The 16927-nt window shown below is 42.7% G+C and carries 20 protein-coding genes; 9 read left to right on the top strand and 11 right to left on the bottom strand.

The annotated features are described in order from the left end of the window. Positions 1-4: 4 nt before the first annotated feature. Together FSB73_RS15630 and dnaX are read right to left on the bottom strand one after the other, a co-directional pair. Positions 5-487 (bottom strand): hypothetical protein, encoded by a 483-nt coding sequence (locus FSB73_RS15630; RefSeq protein WP_146784211.1) that lies wholly within the window; start codon positions 485-487, stop codon positions 5-7. Then, a complete protein-coding gene (gene dnaX / locus FSB73_RS15625; RefSeq protein ID WP_225974066.1) occupies positions 460-1965 on the bottom strand; it encodes a DNA polymerase III subunit gamma/tau in 1506 nt (501 codons plus the stop codon). Before dnaX ends, FSB73_RS15630 begins: the two co-directional genes overlap by 28 nt. A gap of 250 nt (positions 1966-2215) precedes the next feature. Here dnaX and pgi point away from each other — a divergent pair, with 250 nt between their 5' ends. Both pgi and FSB73_RS15615 read left to right on the top strand, forming a co-directional pair. Continuing rightward, a complete protein-coding gene (pgi, locus tag FSB73_RS15620) occupies positions 2216-3868 on the top strand; it encodes a glucose-6-phosphate isomerase (RefSeq protein WP_146784208.1) in 1653 nt (550 codons plus the stop codon). Positions 3869-4134: 266 nt separating this feature from the next. Next, a complete protein-coding gene (locus FSB73_RS15615) occupies positions 4135-4731 on the top strand; it encodes a hypothetical protein (protein WP_146784205.1) in 597 nt (198 codons plus the stop codon). 466 nt (positions 4732-5197) lie between these two features. Here the strand turns inward: FSB73_RS15615 and FSB73_RS15610 are convergent, their stop codons facing one another. From FSB73_RS15610 to FSB73_RS15590, 5 genes are all read right to left on the bottom strand, one after another. Next, the gene (locus FSB73_RS15610) at positions 5198-5401 is read right to left on the bottom strand and encodes a dodecin family protein (protein WP_146784202.1); all 204 of its coding nucleotides are present in this window, start codon (positions 5399-5401) and stop codon (positions 5198-5200) included. A gap of 66 nt (positions 5402-5467) precedes the next feature. After that, positions 5468-6751: a tRNA (N(6)-L-threonylcarbamoyladenosine(37)-C(2))-methylthiotransferase MtaB gene (mtaB, locus tag FSB73_RS15605; RefSeq protein WP_225974065.1), complete on the bottom strand. Its 1284-nt coding sequence runs from the start codon at positions 6749-6751 to the stop codon at positions 5468-5470. Positions 6752-6772: 21 nt separating this feature from the next. Further along, positions 6773-8074: a radical SAM protein gene (locus FSB73_RS15600; RefSeq protein WP_146784199.1), complete on the bottom strand. Its 1302-nt coding sequence runs from the start codon at positions 8072-8074 to the stop codon at positions 6773-6775. A gap of 223 nt (positions 8075-8297) precedes the next feature. Next, the gene (locus FSB73_RS15595) at positions 8298-8864 is read right to left on the bottom strand and encodes a hypothetical protein (RefSeq protein WP_146784197.1); all 567 of its coding nucleotides are present in this window, start codon (positions 8862-8864) and stop codon (positions 8298-8300) included. Positions 8865-8889: 25 nt separating this feature from the next. Next, the gene (locus FSB73_RS15590; protein ID WP_146784194.1) at positions 8890-9939 is read right to left on the bottom strand and encodes an agmatinase family protein; all 1050 of its coding nucleotides are present in this window, start codon (positions 9937-9939) and stop codon (positions 8890-8892) included. 250 nt (positions 9940-10189) lie between these two features. On the opposite strand from FSB73_RS15590, the gene FSB73_RS15585 reads away from it, so the two are divergent. The 4 genes from FSB73_RS15585 to FSB73_RS15570 all read left to right on the top strand — a co-directional run bounded on the left by FSB73_RS15585 (position 10190) and on the right by FSB73_RS15570 (position 12824). Further along, positions 10190-11104, top strand: a complete 915-nt coding sequence (locus tag FSB73_RS15585; protein ID WP_146784192.1) for a DUF2249 domain-containing protein — start codon at positions 10190-10192, stop codon at positions 11102-11104. 247 nt (positions 11105-11351) lie between these two features. After that, positions 11352-11804, top strand: a complete 453-nt coding sequence (locus FSB73_RS15580; protein WP_146784188.1) for a cbb3-type cytochrome c oxidase subunit I — start codon at positions 11352-11354, stop codon at positions 11802-11804. A 29-nt stretch (positions 11805-11833) separates the two neighbouring features. Further along, positions 11834-12502, top strand: a complete 669-nt coding sequence (locus tag FSB73_RS15575) for a hypothetical protein (RefSeq protein ID WP_146784186.1) — start codon at positions 11834-11836, stop codon at positions 12500-12502. Next, positions 12474-12824: a metal-sulfur cluster assembly factor gene (locus FSB73_RS15570; protein WP_146784183.1), complete on the top strand. Its 351-nt coding sequence runs from the start codon at positions 12474-12476 to the stop codon at positions 12822-12824. Before FSB73_RS15575 ends, FSB73_RS15570 begins: the two co-directional genes overlap by 29 nt. A gap of 78 nt (positions 12825-12902) precedes the next feature. Here FSB73_RS15570 and FSB73_RS15565 read toward each other — a convergent pair whose 3' ends face one another. Genes FSB73_RS15565 through FSB73_RS23335 form a run of 4 tightly spaced genes read right to left on the bottom strand, consistent with a single transcriptional unit; the run spans position 12903 to position 14909 of the window. Then, complete coding sequence (locus tag FSB73_RS15565) at positions 12903-13178, bottom strand: hypothetical protein (protein WP_146784180.1); 276 nt, start codon at positions 13176-13178, stop codon at positions 12903-12905. A 5-nt stretch (positions 13179-13183) separates the two neighbouring features. Then, positions 13184-14074, bottom strand: coding sequence for a glycosyltransferase (locus tag FSB73_RS15560; RefSeq protein WP_146784176.1), 891 nt, complete (start codon positions 14072-14074; stop codon positions 13184-13186). Then, entirely contained in the window at positions 14071-14598 is a 528-nt protein-coding gene (locus FSB73_RS15555; RefSeq protein WP_146784173.1) for an alpha/beta hydrolase family protein, read from the bottom strand. The genes FSB73_RS15560 and FSB73_RS15555 overlap by 4 nt, the downstream gene beginning before the upstream one ends. Continuing rightward, a complete protein-coding gene (locus tag FSB73_RS23335; protein ID WP_158639576.1) occupies positions 14556-14909 on the bottom strand; it encodes an alpha/beta fold hydrolase in 354 nt (117 codons plus the stop codon). The genes FSB73_RS15555 and FSB73_RS23335 overlap by 43 nt, the downstream gene beginning before the upstream one ends. Before the next feature lie 93 nt (positions 14910-15002). Between FSB73_RS23335 and FSB73_RS15550 the strand changes: the two genes are divergently transcribed. From FSB73_RS15550 to FSB73_RS25225, 3 genes are read left to right on the top strand one after another with little or no spacing between them, the layout of a single operon-like run. Further along, entirely contained in the window at positions 15003-16127 is a 1125-nt protein-coding gene (locus tag FSB73_RS15550; protein ID WP_158639575.1) for an AI-2E family transporter, read from the top strand. A 54-nt stretch (positions 16128-16181) separates the two neighbouring features. Continuing rightward, the gene (locus FSB73_RS15545) at positions 16182-16727 is read left to right on the top strand and encodes an SAM-dependent methyltransferase (protein WP_225974064.1); all 546 of its coding nucleotides are present in this window, start codon (positions 16182-16184) and stop codon (positions 16725-16727) included. After that, positions 16715-16894 carry an SAM-dependent methyltransferase gene (locus FSB73_RS25225; RefSeq protein WP_225974063.1) on the top strand — a complete coding sequence of 60 codons (180 nt, stop codon included), beginning with the start codon at positions 16715-16717 and terminating at the stop codon, positions 16892-16894. The genes FSB73_RS15545 and FSB73_RS25225 overlap by 13 nt, the downstream gene beginning before the upstream one ends. Positions 16895-16927: the final 33 nt, after the last annotated feature.

Genomic DNA, 16927 nt, shown 5'->3' with positions numbered 1-16927 from the left:
TTATTTAATAGTCTAAATTGAGTTTTAATTTATGCTTAAGCGCCAGTAAGGCATCATTTTTTTTAACCATCGACTCAAAACGCTCTCTGCTGCTGGGTGGCAGTTTAACCTCCATGGCAGTAGGCGGCACATACAAGGTAAAGGTCAGTAATCTATTCTTAAATTTCTTCTGCAAAAAGTCTAGCAACATCATTTTTTCATGTTCAACGATCTTTTTTTGCGTGACTGCCTGTACTTCAATCTGAAAAAGTTCATCTGATTGAATGGTAAGTATAGCTGCATTAAACGTATTGGAAGCAGAGTGCTTGCCCTGAGCGAGTAACCCATCAGCAAACTCATCCCATAGTGGACGAAGCCTTTCCATGGTTAATGGTTCAGGATTGATGACCTCTTTCACCTCGTATTCACGACCTACTTTGGCTTTAATGGCATCCAGCAGGTTCTGTCTGGCAGGTCTTGTTAATGTATTGCCCGTACTACCCTGCAACTTCTGTTCGTCCGCAGCCTTTGAACTGGAAGCAGGTGAACTCGATGCAGGAACTGACCCGGTATTAGAGACAACAGCTGAACTGTCCCCATCAACAATACGCCCAGTTGCCCCCACATTTGCATTAAACTGATTGTCAGTCGGTCTTGACTGGCCAGCAGGGACATAGCACCTGGAGTTTGTACATAAAGGGCCGGTTGCGGCCCTGTTTGCTGAGTCGGCTGAGCTTTACTATCAGCAGCAGTTGCCTTCGTTTGCTTATTAGCAGCAACGGATGCTGCCGGACGCCCAAGGCTCAGAATCTTTCTTTCGCGATAAGCTACCGGACCGTCAATCTGCTTTTTTTTTACCAGCTTTCCGCCCTCATCCATGGTCAGTTCAATGGCCTGTTGCAAAAAGTTCAGTTTAATCAGCGCCATTTCTACATGAAGCCTTTTATTGCGGGCCATTTTATAGTCAATTTCAGCCTGATTTAGGATATTTAGTGCGCTGACCAGAAAGGAAGGCCCGACTTTGCCTGCCATTTCTTTGTATTTAGGTTGCATGGCATCCACCACATCCAGTAATGCCAGTGCTTTAGGTTGCTGACAGACAAGCAGGTTACGGATAAAGCCGGCAAAACCATTCAGGACAAGGTCCCCTTCAAATCCCTTTTTATTGATCTGGTCATATAATAATAATGCACTGCCCATATCTTGAGCTACCAGGCTATCCAGCAACTGAAAATAGTATTCATCATCCAGAATATTCAGGTGTTCCAGGGTATTCTGGTAGGTCACCTCTCCATTGGTAAAGCTGACGATCTTATCCAGAATGCTCAAAGAATCACGCATGCAGCCATCACTTTTTTGGGCGATCAGCTGCAGCGCCGCCTTTTCTGCTTCAATATGCTCTTTGGTGGCTATTTGCTGTAAATGCCCAACCGTATCCTGATTGGTAATTCTTTTAAAATCAAAGATCTGACACCTGGAAAGAATCGTAGGCAGTATCTTATGCTTTTCAGTAGTGGCCAAAATAAAAATCGCATAAGAAGGCGGCTCTTCCAGGGTCTTTAAAAAGGCGTTAAATGCACTGGAACTCAGCATATGGACCTCATCCACAATATATACCTTGTATTTACCCGCCTGAGGCGCAAACCTGACCTGGTCTACCAAGGCACGGATGTCATCCACCGAGTTATTGCTGGCAGCATCCAGTTCATGAATATTCAGGGAAGTGCCTTCATTGAACCGCTTACAGGATGGACACTGATCGCAGGCCTCTCCATTAGGCTGTAACTGTTCGCAATTAATGGTCTTGGCCAAAATACGGGCACAGGTGGTCTTTCCCACGCCTCTTGGTCCACAAAACAAAAAGGCATGCGCGAGTTGTGCATTCTTGATGGCATTTTTAAGTGTTGTCGTTATATGTCCTTGACCCACAACCGTATCGAAGGTCTGCGGGCGATATTTTCTGGCTGATACTACAAAGTTGTCCATATGTGATGCAAGATAATCAATTCGCCTGTTTGTGGACACAACTTTGGGCTACTGACAGGGTAATGTGGATAAATTGTGCCCAGTTTCTAAAATATAGCAGCTATATACTGACCTCTACTTGCAACAGCTTTCTCTGATTAACCGCTACCAAAATTTAAAGCAGGTATTTAACGATTTTGGGGTTATTTTTGTCTGCATTAAATAGTAAAATCGATACCAATTATTTTATCAATTAAACATATATTTTGTCATGCTACCTAAAATTAATCCAACAACCACCCAAGCCTGGATCCTGCTGAAAAAACATTACCAGGAAGAGATGAGCCAGACACAAATGAAAAACTTGTTTGCCGGCAATCAAGCGCGTTTTAACCAGTTTTCCCTTCAACTAAATGACATTCTGTTCGACTATTCTAAGAACATCATTACGGAAAAGACCATAAATCTTTTACTTGCACTGGCCGAAGAGTGTCAATTAAAAACCGCAATTGAAGCCATGTTCACTGGCGATAAGATCAATGAAACAGAAAACAGATCCGTTTTACATACTGCTCTTAGGAACTTTTCCGGCCAACCGGTTTTAAGTGATGGGCGGGATGTGATGGGAGATGTACACCGCGTACTGGATCAGATGAAGGCATTTGCCGAGCAAATTCACAGTGGCGCCTGGACCGGATATAGCGGCAAAAAGATTAAATATATTGTCAATATCGGCATTGGGGGCAGCGACCTGGGACCAGTTATGGTTACAGAAGCCCTGAAACCTTATTGGGTGGAAGGCATTCAGCCTTATTTTGTCAGCAATGTTGACGGTACCCAAATAGCAGAGACCCTCAAAAAGGTAAATCCGGAAGAGACATTATTTTTAATTGCTTCAAAAACCTTTACTACCCAGGAAACCATGACCAATGCCCACACGGCCAGAGACTGGTTCTTAAAATCAGCAGGTGATGAGGCACATGTGGCCAAACATTTTGTGGCGCTCTCTACCAATGAGACTGAGGTCAAAAAATTCGGTATCGATCCGGCCAATATGTTTGAATTCTGGGATTGGGTTGGTGGCCGCTATTCTCTTTGGAGCGCCATCGGCCTGTCTATTGTCCTGAGTGTAGGGTATGACAATTTTGAACAATTATTAAAAGGCGCTTATAAAACTGACGAGCATTTTAGAACGGCGGCTTTTAAAGAAAACATCCCTGTTATCATGGCCCTTGTCGGACTGTGGTACACCAACTTCTTTGGCACACAGACAGAAGCCATTTTGCCATACGATCAATACCTGCACAGATTCAGTGCCTATTTTCAGCAGGGCAATATGGAAAGTAATGGTAAAAGCGTAGACAGAAAAGGAGATGAAGTGTCTTATAGCACCGGTCCGGTGATCTGGGGAGAACCAGGCACCAATGGCCAGCATGCCTTCTATCAGCTGATCCACCAGGGCACAGTGATTATCCCGGCCGATTTTATCGCACCTGCCATCAGTCATAACCCGATCGGTGATCATCACCCCAAACTACTCAGCAATTTCTTTGCGCAGACAGAAGCCTTAATGAATGGTAAATCAGAGCAGACCGTCATAGAAGAATTAAAGGCACAGGGTAAATCGGCTGAAGAAATTAAAAAAATCGCCCCTTTCAAAGTATTTGAAGGCAACCGTCCAACCAACTCCATTTTAATTAAAGAAATCACCCCAGAAAGCCTCGGCAGCCTGATTGCTTTATATGAGCATAAGATCTTTGTCCAGGGCGTCATCTGGAATATATTTAGTTTTGACCAGTGGGGTGTGGAACTAGGTAAACAGCTGGCCGGTAAAATTCTCCCAGAATTAAAAGGAGATGAACCTGTAAGTGGACATGACAGCTCAACCAACGGTCTGATCAATGCCTATAAGCAACTCCGGTAATGACCTTTGAGCGGAATACAATCCTAAATAGCGATCCGACTCAAAGTTTATAATTAATAAAAGAGCCCATCAGTCTTTCAGTTACCTGAAAGGCTGATGGGCTCTTTCAGGTAAAGTAGCCTCGGACCGCATTACACATTACACTTTTTATTGCTCAAATCAAGTTAAACAAAACCAGTCAATATGAGCTACTGCCGGTAAAACCCTAAGTTTGTACCATATGATCAAAAACTACCTTTTTTTTAAGTCCTCAAAAATGCTACAACGTGAAAAATAAACAAAGCTTCCTTACAAATTCACTGACCTGCCTGTACAGACTTAGGGGGTCCTTATTTTTAACAGGCGCCTTTTTATTCACTATAACGCCCAGGATTACGGCCAGCATTTCCAGTGAACCAATTCCTATAAGATTCCGACAAAGCGATAATATTTCACTAATGGACACGATGCAGTTAAAACAAAATATTGCCCACCTCTCTGCTATCATTCACTCTTCTGTTATGCGGGCAGGTATGACTGGCACCCCTGCTTCAACAGATAGTCTTTTAGTTTATAATGACAGATTGCAAAAATTGCTAAAAAGAGCCTCTGGTCAACTACAAGATTTTATGGAAAGAGATTTTCCTGTTTGGGCCAAATCCGGATTAAAAATAATAACTGCTCCTGACAAACACTTAAGAATCATCTGCTGGAACGATGCGCTAAGTGGCACCAATCAAGAATGGACTGCACTGGCTATTACCCAAAAAAGCAATGGCCAGTTATTATGCCAGGAACTCAGCGATCAACAGTATACAGGTATCCGGCCAAGTTATCAGCAAATTATCCCCATTGAAAAAAAGACGGGAGCAGATTTTATTTAGTTACAGCCAGAGGACACGAAGACAATAGGATCAAATATGATTTTATCAAAGCCTACCAAATTACCCCTAGCGGAGTACTAAAGGGTCAGCTCAAAGCCTTTAGCCTCCATGTCGACTCTTTAAAAAAGCTAAATACCATCGGCTTTGAAATTGATTTGATAACGTCTCAAAAAGCCTTTACCCGGCAAAAGGGTTATACTGATCAGCCTTACCCCCTCATTCACCTATCCCGGGATAAACAAATGCTGTATATACCGATCATAAAAGTCAACGGGACGCTTATACCTGGCAGCTACTTGCGTTATAAATTCGACGGCCAGCAATTTATCTATCAAAGCAGCAAATAAAAATAAAGGTATTTCTACCCGATTACTGTCTACAGGCATTGATTGAGCCTGAAGACGCTGGTAAAAATACCTTTGCTTGCACGAATTAATTTTGTCCATTATCTGGACTGCCAGATTGTTTAATTCTCTACAGTAAAAGAGAGTTTCAGATTTACCCTGTATTCCGTAATCTTATTATCCACAACAACAGCGCTTTGTTCCTTTACATACACGGACCGGATCCCTTTAAGCGTCTTGGATGCTTCTGTGACAGCCTGTGCAGCTGCATCTTCCCAACTGGTGGCTGAACTGGCCATTACTTCAATTACTTTTAATACTGCCATGATATTTTTCTTTTAAAGGTTAAAAATAAACTACAATTTAACCCAAAAAGTCCAATTATCCTAGATTTATCTCAATTCCCAATCAATTAACTGACCGGCCCACTGGTCCTTATAAGGCGCCGTGACCCTGATATAATTGTCGGTATAGCCTTCCATCATGCCATTTTTATTGTGGTCTTCAAAAAGAACCGTACGCTTTGTCCCCTTTTGCTGCTCGGTAAAATACTGCATTTTTTTATAAGAGAGATTTCTAAGGATCTTATTGCGCTGATGGCGTTCATGGACCGGTACAACGTCTGCAATATCCAGTGCAGGGGTGCCTGGCCTTTCTGAATACGTAAAGACATGCAGGTAGCTGACCTCCAGCTGATGAATAAAATCAAAAGTCTCTTTAAATTCGATTTCGGTTTCCGAAGGAAAACCAACGATAACATCCACCCCGATACCGCAATGCGGCATTAAACTTTTAATCTCCGCTACCCTATCTAAGTAGAGCTCTCTTTGATATCTTCTGCGCATAAGGCCCAGGATTTTATTGGAACCACTTTGCAACGGAATATGAAAATGCGGCATAAAATGCTTGCTGCCGGCCACAAATTTGATAATATCCGGGGTCAATAAATTAGGTTCAATGGAAGAGATTCTATAGCGCTCAATGCCATTTTGTTCATCAATTTGCCGGATTAAATCATAGAAGGCTTCTTCAGACTTTTTCATACCATCAGGCCCTTTGCCAAAATCACCCAGGTTAACACCGGTCAGAACAACTTCTTTTACATTGCCGGTATCAGCAATTTTTTTGATATTTTCCAGCACACTTTCAATATTACTGGAGCGACTTTTTCCGCGGGCCTTTGGAATCGTGCAAAAGGAGCAGGTATAATCGCAGCCGTCCTGTACTTTTAGAAAAGTGCGCGTACGGTCATTTAATGAAAAGGCGCTGTTAAATCCACTGACATCTTCGATATCGCAACTGGAAATTCTGGCAGAATCTCCTTTAGTCAGCTCCTTTAAATGATCTGCAATATTAAATTTCTCTGCAGCTCCTAATACCAGATCCACTCCTGGGATTTCTGCGATCTCTTTGGGTTTAAGCTGTGCATAACAGCCCGTAATCACAACCAGACTTTCCGGTGCTTTACGGCCAATGCGCCTGACCAGTTGGCGGCATTCCTTATCCGCATTATCCGTAACAGAACAAGTATTGATCACATATACATCAGCCAGATCGTCAAATTCTTTTTTGGCAAAGCCTTCCGCCTCCAGCATTCTGGAAAGCGTGGAGGTCTCAGAGTAATTGAGTTTACAACCCAGTGTATGAAAAGCGACTGATTTTTGAGTATCCATCATTGGTAAAAACAATTTAAACAGTTAATGTGCAAAATCCTGCTCATAACTTCCTTTTATCCTTTCTATAGGTGGATTATAATAACCGTATTTTAGCCGGGGAAACTCTTCATGAATCTGCTGCATTAGCTGCTTGATCCCCATCATTTCCGGGGAGTCTGCAATGCCCTGATGTGACAAATACCAGTCAGGATCGATATTAAAGTTTCGCCATTGAATCATATCCAGATCCGTCTCAAGGATCAGGTGCCTTAGCGCCTCATATTCAGCCTCCGTATCTGTCATACCCGGAAAGACAAAATAATTAATACTGGTCCAGCCCCCAAAGCTTTTAACCACTTTCAGGCTTTCTACAATATCTTGAAATTCGTAATTATTGGGCATGTAATATTTGGTATACACAGTGGCCTGGGCAGAGTTCATAGAAACCCGAATACTATTTAGCCCCGCTTCACAGAGTTGACGTACGCTGTCTGGTTTGGATCCGTTGGTATTGATATTGAGACTTCCTTTGTCTGTATGTTTGCGGATTTCAATGATCGCTTCTTTGATGGTCTCCCACATCAGCAAAGGTTCCCCTTCGCATCCCTGACCAAAACTAACTATTGGATAAGGTGCACTCAGTAAATGCGGAACGGTAAATTCTACGATTTCCTCTGCTTTTGGCTTAAAAGTCAGCCTGTCCTGTGTAGAAACAATGGATTCACTTTCCGGTTGAAAAGAGATACAACCCAGGCAATTGGCATTGCAGGCAGGAGAAACCGGCACCGGGCATTCCCATCTGCCTAAAGACAGATTACGCGCCGCAGGGCAATGATAAGTATTACAGCAATTGTCCATCAAATGCCTTACCAGACGGTTATCCGGGTAACTTTTCAGCATATCCAGTGCGCCGGCAGCAACTAGTTCATCCTTATATCCCGCGCATTCCTGCCGAATATCTTGCTCTACCCTTACAGCCGGCACATACAATTTTTCCTGATGCCAGCCCGCAGCCGTATAACAGAATAAAGGCAGTTTTGGCGCCTCAGGATCCGTCGTCTCATAGGCAGCCAAAAATAGACCGGTATAAGCAGGCGGAATAAAAGCTGCCACAGCCCATCCCTTTTCGCAAAGCCTTAATTCTCCCGTCTGAACATCCAGTCCGATGCCTTTTCTGCCGGGCAGTTCATAGAGGTTGCCACCACTGGGTAATTCAATCCAATCCTCAGTATCGATGGGCAAGGCGTCCCAGCCGCATCTTCCAATGGCGTATAAGGAACTATCCTCAAAGATATTGCCTTCGCCATCAGAGTAAAGCAGATATGGGGAGGAGTTTAAGGGCATAAAATAAGTGATATTAGGAAATTATTAAGGGGCAAAATTACAAAATAAGCAGCACTTAACCTGTAAATTGCTGCTACCTGTTACTTGGTATTTTTTACCCACAAGCAAGGGTCAATAAGGATCAAAATTTAGAAAAGGCGAACAGGGCAGAAAATACCAAAAGATTTAAACCTACAATGCTGCCATTGGTTTGATTGCCTGGCTTAATGATCAGACTCATTTTTTAATTCAGTTGTACTGCGTATCTGACTAAGACAGAAGGCATTAAATTCTTCTTCCAGCGCTCTTGTAACCTTGTTTTGTACTTCTTTTGGTACAATTTATTGCTCTTAAAGTCGATCGTCAACAGTCCGCCCCTAAGAACGACATTGGTGACGTCCTGCCAGGTATAAAACCTACTGGGAATGGAATTGGTCGTAATGCCTTCCTTATCAAAACCGATTTCCTGTGGAAATTTGGCCTGTTTTTCAAACAGCCCGATCAAAACAAATAGGATTCCAAGCCAGGTCAGCCCAAATGGCGGGAAAAACAGCGCCACGCCATTGATTAAAAAAGCGAGCCGGTAATAGCTTATTTTGCCCATTTCCTTTAAAATAATCCACAGCACACTAAAACCAGCAATGACCACGCAAATTACCGCATGTTTATGGAAATTTGTATCCATCAACCTTACAGCCGTATATAAAAAAATACAAATACTGATAATTAACAGGATCAGGGAAATCAGATTGATTTTCTTATCCATATTCTTTTTTAGAGTTACCAGATAATCATATTCTTTTGCAGCCATATTGCGAATTATTGCCCGTAAATGATTAATTTTTATTACTGATGGTCAGCCAGTTGCATAAATGCCAAAGCATACGGGCCCCGACATTCGCATCAGCCACCTCATTATTAGACCCTACTTCCACCAGATCAAAACCGATGAGCTGCCGACCAGAAGCAACGATCTTTTTAATCAGGTAAGAGATTTGACAGGCCTCAAAACCGCCTTGAACAGGTGTCCCTGTATTAGGGCAAAGTTTAGGATCTAGTCCATCTATATCAAATGAAATATATACTTTTTGTGGCAGCGCAGCAACGATTTCATCGACTACAGACTGCCAGCTCTCGCCTTCATACATCCTTTCTTTGATCTGCCGATCAAAAAATGTCTGAATTCTACCTTGATTGGCCTGGATATAATCCCACTCCTGTTCACAGAAATCACGGATGCCAATCTGAACCAGTTTATTTACCTGAGCGATATCCTCCAGGACATTATACATAATAGAGGCATGAGAATACGTAAAACCTTCATAGGCCGTTCGTAGATCGCAATGCGCATCAATTTGTAATACACCAAAAGAGTCGTGTTGTTCTGCCAGTGCTTTAATAAAACCATAAGGCGTGCTATGATCACCGCCCAATAAACCAACTAGTTTCCCTTTATCTAAAAGGCTCTTTGTGTGTTCATACACCCAATTATTCAGGTAAGCCCCTCCTTCGTTAATGTCCCGGATACTTTTGCACATGAAATTATTCTTGCCTACTTCGTCTCCGTGACAGATATAATCTACAAATAATTCGGCTTCCTTGCGTAGATAATCGCTTTTAGTCAGGATCTTCTTGTCCAGATCCATCATATAAAAACCCTTTTTCCAGGTATTGCCATAATCCGGATCAAAAAGATCAATCTGCAGGCTGGCTTTCAGGATTGGATCAATCGCCCTGGCAGCTCCGCTGCCATAGCTGACTGTTACTTCCCAGGGCACGGGTAATATCACTAGCCCTGCATCTTCCACACTATTAAACGGGAGACCGAACAACCCGTTTTCGGGATTACCGACACTATTGGGATCAAAGTTGGATAAATCAACCATACTTTTAAATTTGGCCTGCAAAAGTAAAGAGAACTTCGTGATTAAAACGCGTTTTAAAGGGATTTATGATTTTAAGTGTGCTAAATGTTCGCTAATAAGAATCCATTAACAAAAACCCCAATAAAGAGCAAAACTCAAGGTAAATTTCATTAAAATAAAAAAGATAAAAAGGTCTTTTATTATTTTATATTACCTTTGGTATTCCTTAGCGATAAGGCCCCATTAAAAACAATTTAATCCATTATAAATCATGAACATAGACAATCTAAGCGTTACCATTGACCTGGATAAAGTACTAGACGTCACCCGTATTGAACCCCGGCAAAAACATCCAACCATCTTTAAATATTTTGATCAGTTGCAGCCAGGGGACTACTTTATCCTGCATAATGACCATGACCCTAAACCTCTTTATTATCAGCTACTTGGTGAAAGAGGCAATATTTTTAGCTTTGAATACCTGAGTCGCGGGCCAGAAGACTGGTTTATTCAAATTCAGAAAACGCCTGTTCAAAGTAGCTCCCCAAAACCTGGCGAGCAAGCGACTGCTAATAAAAAAGAACAAAAAACACCAGCATTCCCTGAATCCATCGCCATTAAAGACAAAAATGCAGCTGACCAAAGTAACACATCCCTATTGAAAGATGATATTATCCTTCAGTATGACAGTTGGGATCCTGATTTTCTTTGTGCCTTTATTGAGCAGACCGACCATCGTTATTTTAGAGCGCAGGCTCCCGAGCTGGATGGCCTGGGGGAAACGATCCGTTTAAAGCATCAAAAAACCCATCCAGAACTGGCCTCCTTAAAAATGTATCAGGATCAACTCTTCGCAACACTTCTTTTCCATCTGACGCAAGAAAAATCTGCGCTATTTGATCAGGTGCAGTCAGTGCAGCAAGCTGCTCAGCAAAATAAGGAGCCCGATATGGTATCCTTAAAGCAACTTTTTACCGGTACTACTTTAAAAAAGCAGGCCAATGAAACGCTGACTAAATTGATAGAACAAATCAGAAGGCATACCCAGCAGTATCAGGCGCCTGAGGACGCCTGTGATTCGTACGTTTATTATTTTAAAAGGTTGTCACAGTTTGATTTGAGACTCAGCAGGTATCTGTATCTGGAAAACACGGTATTATTACCCAAAATCAGTCAATGGCTGTAAAATCATTGTCCTGGATGGCAGGCATTTACAAGGAGATCGACTGAATCAGCCTCAGCGAACAACCTCCATGATTATTCACAACAGCAAATAAAAAATTGGCAAATATTAATATTGGAAAGGCCCCGGCAAATAATGCGGTACTCCCCTTTTATGGTGCGGCGGCGCTGTTTTTTATTTTCCTTAGTTTGCTATTGCTTTTGCATAGCCGTTTACTGTTGGAGGCTATTTTGATTTTCATTTATTGGCCATGGTACACCTGGCAGTACTGGGATGGTTGACGATGTTAATTTTTGGTGCCGGGTACCAACTGCTACCGGTTATATGCGAAAGAGATTTATACAGTGAAAAGCTGGCATTCGTCTCCTTTATATTACTATTACTGGGCACGACCTTGCTGGCTGCAGGATTTTGGTATACAACCAGATTGAGCATATTCCCTTGGTGGGGGCTTTTGGGTGGCGCCTTTATTTTCCTTAGCAGCTTACTTTTTGTCGTTAATGTCGCTGGTACAACAAGATTAAGCACCCGTTTTTCCCTGCAAAAGCTCTTTATACTGAGCAGTGCGCTCTGGCTAAGCGGGACCACCCTTGCTGGATTTCTGCTGGCCTGGAACCTGCACGATCCTTATATTAGTCAAAATCACCTTCAATTATTAAAACTGCACGTCCACATGGACTTGTGGGCTGGTTTTTACAATTAATTATTGGTGTCAGTGCCAAACTCATTCCGATGTTCCTTTTAGGCAAATCAAATAAAAACTATTTATTGCGAGGCGCCTTTATTTTGATCAACGGGGGTATGATTTTATTTCTGATAGACGGCTTTTTTTGGTCAGTAACCACCAGAGCCCTGCTTTATTTAGCCATCGTGCTGATGGGTATTGTTTTTTGGTTATTTTATCAAAGAGATGTTTACAAAAACCGGATTAAACGCCCCATTGATGTGACCCTTAAATTCAGCGGCCTTTCTTTTATCAATTTGATACTGACTATTATAGCCTTGCTATTAATTTTGGTGTGGCCCCCTTTTAGACATGGGCAGATTGCCTATGGGATACTGGCCATCCTGGGCTGGATAACAGCACTGGCCCTGGGCATGACTTTTAAGACCCTGCCTTTTATTGTCTGGAATAACCATTACAAAGATTTAAACGGGAAAGGCAAAATACCGCTACCCAAAGAGTTGTACCGGGGATGGCTGGTCAGGGTTCAATGGTGGTTATATATGGCTGCCTTATACGGTTTATTAGCAGGGTTGATTTTACATATAAACATTGTCTTACAGCTGGCACTCATAAGTCTTGTGGCCACAAGTATCAGTTACGGCATAAATGTGCTGATTATCTTACAACATAAAACGAGTTTTATTCATGCAACTACTCCAGCAATTAAAAAATAATGATCCTTATTTTGCCCAGAAAAAAACAGCACTTCAATCTCTTTATGAAGTGATTGATCCGGAACTGTTTATCAATATCATGGATCTGGGACTGGTCTATGGCATTGATTTTTCCCCGGAAAAGAAAATCCAGGTCACCATGACCCTATCCACCCCTCACTGTCCATTGGGGGAAGCTATACAGTCTGGTGTGCGTAATAGAATTTTGCAGGATTTTCCTGATTATGACGTTCAGACCACCATTGTTTGGGAACCGCTCTGGAGTCTGGATGACGTATCGGATGAAGGCAGAAAATCACTCGGAATGGCGCCCAGGGTTTAAGACTGAGCCCGGGGCTGAGCCTGAGCGAGGGTTTTCGTCTGCGCTACTACGATCCAATACATTTGCCCGGTTCAAAGCCTACTTAACGGTTCTGCCCTTCCACTGATATTTTCCAAATAATCCCAGCCAGCCTGCCACCACTGTATATACCAGATGCAGCGGCTGCATCACCAAAAACCAGCCCAGCAGGCGCCGCTCGTTGAAAAACCCAGCCACCAGCCACATAAAATAAAATTCTACTATAAATTTTACCAGCAGTAAAATTACCCAGGTAAGCAGTAAGGGCGGCTGAAAAATCCCCCAGAAAAATAAGACCAGTAAACTAAGATTCAGTAAATAAACCAGTAGCAGCACCGCTTTTATCTTCCAGTCCTTGTAAGTGCCGGCCTTGCTGGCCCAACGAATGCGCTGGTTAATAAAAGCCCCCAGTCAGCCATAGGCAGCGTGATGACTATCGCCTCCTGGGCAAACAAATAGCCTATACTGCCAGGCAGCCTTGCCTGCATTTTGGCCATGAGCAGCATGTCATCACCACTAGCCAACTTGTCAATTCCCGAAAAACCACCCACTTCATAGAAAAAGGCCTTTTCATATCCCAGATTAGCACCATTACACATACTCATTACCCCTCCACCTACGGCAGCGCCTGTCACGCCTTGTAAACTTAGAAAATCCAGGCATTGAAACTTACTGACAAAAGACCCCGTGTCCTTAAATCTAACTGGCGCCGCAACAAAACGTTTCCCAGTTTGGGCGATATACAGGTCATAACAGCTTAACCAATCCACCGGCGCCATACAATCAGCGTCCGTAGTCACGATCCAGTCACCACTGGACTGACCAATGGCTAGTTCAAGCGCCTTTTTCTTATAGGAATTAATAGGACGCTTATCCATTAGTGTGGCCAGTTCAATTACTTTTATTTGCCCGGGATACTGCAGCTGTAGTGTCTGAAGGACTGACAGGGTATTATCTTCACTAAAATCATCTACTACGATGATTTCATACAACTCATTTGGATAATTGCCTTTTAATATGGATAACAGGCAGTTACCTATATTATCCTGCTCATTGCGCGCTGGGATAATCACGCTAAACCGGATCTGTTGTGTCCGGGAGGTTACTGTAGCAGCCTTCCGGATATCCAATGGACGCAGTTTTTGCCAAAGCAACCTGTATATCAGCAGCAGGATCCCATAAAGGATCAGCAGTAAAAGGGTAAAATCTATAAGAATGGAGGATATCGTCATTTTTGCTGCAGGTTAACGGGGTAGTTATGGATAAACAAGTTGGTTAGTTTTCCCAGATACTCGGGTTTTAATAAAAGGTGCCCTGCATCCCATTTATAAACATGCAGATACTGATTTTGGTATTTGCGGACTGTATCTGCATTCTGCATAGGGGTAATCTGGTCCTTTTTACCAAAAACCATCAGTACAGGCACCTTGCTTTGCCTTAATCTCGCCTGAAACTCTTTTAAACTCGGGTGCAGCCGGCACATGGCCACCCACCTGGCATATAACAAGGTGCTTTGCCTTTTTGAATGGACAAAGCTGCTGCCATAGGTATAAATGGTTTTATTGATCAATTTGTTACGGAAGAACCAATTCAGCATGGCCATGGATTTGCGTGGATTTTTAAGGAGCCAGGCCATTAATTGGTGCCCGAGCATCGTGCGAACAAAAAGTTTATACCAAATGGAACTGTATAAGCCATCCGGTGCCAACAAAATCATTTTACTGACCGGAGCCGGATTATAATTAAACAGACACATACAGATTCTGGCCCCAGACTGAAACCTACAAGAAAATAGATGGGATCCCTGTTTTCTTTGGCAACGATTTCTTGCAAAATACCGTCCAGCTCCTCTACCCGCATTTTATCCCTGCCCCAGCTGGTCAACCCATGAAAAGGCAGATCCAGTGCAATCAGGGTAAAATCTGATCCGAGCGCCGGCTCCAGTTGTCCAAATAGCGTGGCATTATTACTATATCCATGCAGACAAAAAGCCAGCTGCGGGCCACTGCCATAGATATAATAGCAGATGCGGGCCTTTTTGAATGTAAGGAATCGCTTTTGCACCATGCAGACAAAAATACCACGATTGGGCTAAAAATCAGGTTTTTATTCATTTTGATTGCGTCCATTTTAGTAGGTTTGTATATACAATACCCCTTTATGGAACAAAAAACCTTTCCATTTTACATGAAGATCAGCAGTGTACTGCTGATGATTTGCCTCTTGCTCTGGCTTTTAGTAGTTGGCAAAGCCATTTTAGTGCCGCTGTTTATTGCAGCCATTATATGTATATTCCTAATAAAGCCATGTAATTATCTGGAACGAAAAGGGATGCACCATGCCATTGCCGCCATCGTGTGTATGCTGGCCGCCATTGTGGTCATCGGGGCCATTATCTATTTTATCTCAGAGCAATTAATTGACTTTAAAGAAGATTTGCCTATACTGGAGCAACATTTTAATACAGCCCTGGGCAACCTGCAGGCATATTTACAGGCACATTTTCATATTAGCTCCATCAACTTGCAACAGTCTGTGGAAAAGCTGCGTGCCAAAATGCTCAACAGCGCACCCGCACTGGTAGGTTCTACGGTATCTACGGTGTCAACAGTGGTAGAATATACGGTCTTAGTGCCGATCTATACCTTCCTGTTTTTACTCTACCGGAACCTCATCGTGCGGTTTTTAATTGCCTGTTTTAAAGAAACCCATAGCGACAGCGTAGCAGCCATTCTGGCCAAAACCAAATATGTCATCCGCAATTATATATTTGGGCTGCTAATAGAAATGCTGATCGTAGCCATTATGCTTTTTATCGGCTTTATGATTGTGGGTGCCAAATATGCGCTGCTCATGTCCTTTTTGGTCGCGCTGCTAAATTTGATTCCCTACCTGGGCATTTTTACTGCAGCGATTCTATGTCTGATTATTACGGCCACCTCGGGCAATATAGTCACCATAGTAGGTGTAATGATTGTCGTATCCATTGTGCATTTAATAGACAGCAATATTCTGCTACCCAAAGTTGTCGGCTCCAAAGTAAAAATCAATGCCCTGGTGACGATCGTCGGCGTCATCATTGGCAATCAGATCTGGGGCATTCCCGGTATGTTCCTGGCCGTGCCCATGATGGCCTTTTTAAAAGTCTTTTTTGATGGTGTGGAAGACCTTAAACCTTGGGGCATTCTACTAGGAGAAGATGTCAGCCGGCCACATAAGCCCCGCAGCCTGAAAATCAAAATCAAAAAGAAAATCAAAGCAGCCAAAGAAAAAGACCAGCAATAAGCAAAGAAAAAATAAGCATACAATTAATAAACAATAAAGTAAGATAATTCCATTATGACTGGTCAAGTTTACCTGATACCCACTGTTTTGCAAGATGATCAACAGGCTTTTGATGCCTTACCGCTTTATATATTGCAAGCCATTAAATCCTGTGATATATTCTTTGCGGAAAATATTAAAACGACTCGCCGGTATTTTAAAAAATGGTGGAAAGAGATGGTCATTGATGATTATCAGTGGTACGCTATCCATAAGCTGGAGGATCAGTTGCGCAAAGAATTTAAAGATCATTTATTGGCCGGGAAAAATATCGGTATTATCAGTGAGGCAGGCTGTCCAGGGATAGCAGATCCGGGCGCGCATCTGGTAGAAATCGCGCAACAAATTGGCGCCACCGTGCACCCGATGGTTGGACCAAACTCCATTATACTCGCCCTAATGGCCAGCGGCATGAACGGCCAACAGTTTCAGTTTTCAGGCTATTTACCTATTGACAGCCATGAACGCAAAAAAGCTTTACAGGCTCTGGAAGCTGATTCAAAAAAAGAAACTGTACCCAGATCTTTATTGAGACGCCTTACCGCAATATGCAACTGGTAGAAGATATGCTCTCAACCTGCCATCCGGATACCCGGCTTTGTATTGCGGTGGACATTACTTCCGCAAAAGAATCCATCCAGACCTGCAAACTTTCTCAGTGGAAATCTAAATTTAATCAACTTAAATTGCATAAAAGACCAGCTATATTCCTGATCCAGGCTGGTTAAACAAAAAATAAAACGTGAGGCCATACATAAAAG

It is taken from the genome of Arachidicoccus ginsenosidivorans (genome assembly GCF_007971385.1).
In the GTDB taxonomy this organism is placed as follows: domain Bacteria; phylum Bacteroidota; class Bacteroidia; order Chitinophagales; family Chitinophagaceae; genus Arachidicoccus; species Arachidicoccus ginsenosidivorans.
The sequence above is the reverse complement of the archived record's forward strand: the minus strand, read 5'-3'. Positions and strand labels throughout refer to the sequence as shown.